Raw genomic sequence first — 1,181 nt, 5'->3', positions numbered from 1 at the left:
TGTTTGACGCTTTACAGCGGGTACCGGAATATCAACCGGTTATCCATCGACTACGCCTGTCGGCCTCGCCTTAGGTCCCGACTTACCCTGGGCAGATCAGCTTGACCCAGGAACCCTTAGTCAATCGGCGCACACGTTTCCCACGTGTGAATCGCTACTCATGCCTGCATTCTCACTCGTCAACCGTCCACAACTCGCTTCCGCGGCTGCTTCACCCGGCAGACGACGCTCCCCTACCCATCCATACTCCCGTTGGGGATATGTGTATGAATGACACGACTTCGGCGGTACGCTTGAGCCCCGCTACATTGTCGGCGCGGAATCACTAGACCAGTGAGCTATTACGCACTCTTTCAAGGGTGGCTGCTTCTAAGCCAACCTCCTGGTTGTCTGTGCGACTCCACATCCTTTCCCACTTAGCGTACGCTTAGGGGCCTTAGTCGATGCTCTGGGCTGTTTCCCTCTCGACCATGGAGCTTATCCCCCACAGTCTCACTGCCGCGCTCTCACTTACCGGCATTCGGAGTTTGGCTAAGGTCAGTAACCCGGTAGGGCCCATCGCCTATCCAGTGCTCTACCTCCGGCAAGAAACACACGACGCTGCACCTAAATGCATTTCGGGGAGAACCAGCTATCACGGAGTTTGATTGGCCTTTCACCCCTAACCACAGGTCATCCCCCAGGTTTTCAACCCTGGTGGGTTCGGTCCTCCACGACCTCTTACAGCCGCTTCAACCTGCCCATGGCTAGATCACTCCGCTTCGGGTCTTGAGCGCGCTACTATCTCGCCCTGTTCGGACTCGCTTTCGCTACGGCTTCCCCACACGGGTTAACCTCGCAACACACCGCAAACTCGCAGGCTCATTCTTCAAAAGGCACGCAGTCACGAGACACCAAGCAAGCTTGATGTCCGACGCTCCCACGGCTTGTAGGCACACGGTTTCAGGTACTATTTCACTCCGCTCCCGCGGTACTTTTCACCATTCCCTCACGGTACTATCCGCTATCGGTCACCAGGGAATATTTAGGCTTAGCGGGTGGTCCCGCCAGATTCACACGGGATTTCTCGGGCCCCGTGCTACTTGGGTGTCTCTCCAACGAGCCGCTGACGTTTCGACTACGGGGGTCTTACCCTCTACGCCGGACCTTTCGCATGTCCTTCGCCTACATCAACGGTTTCT

At 56.6% G+C, this 1,181-nt stretch carries 1 rRNA gene; it reads right to left on the bottom strand.

Annotation, left to right across the window (positions count from 1 at the left end):
* A 23S ribosomal RNA gene (locus tag ACTWQO_RS48465) occupies window positions 1-1,181 on the bottom strand; the annotation flags it as partial.

It is taken from the genome of Streptomyces sp. 4N124, from assembly GCF_052245395.1.
In the GTDB taxonomy this organism is placed as follows: Bacteria; Actinomycetota; Actinomycetes; order Streptomycetales; family Streptomycetaceae; genus Streptomyces.
Note: the sequence above shows the minus strand (reverse complement) of the source record. Positions and strands in the feature narration are given on the sequence as shown.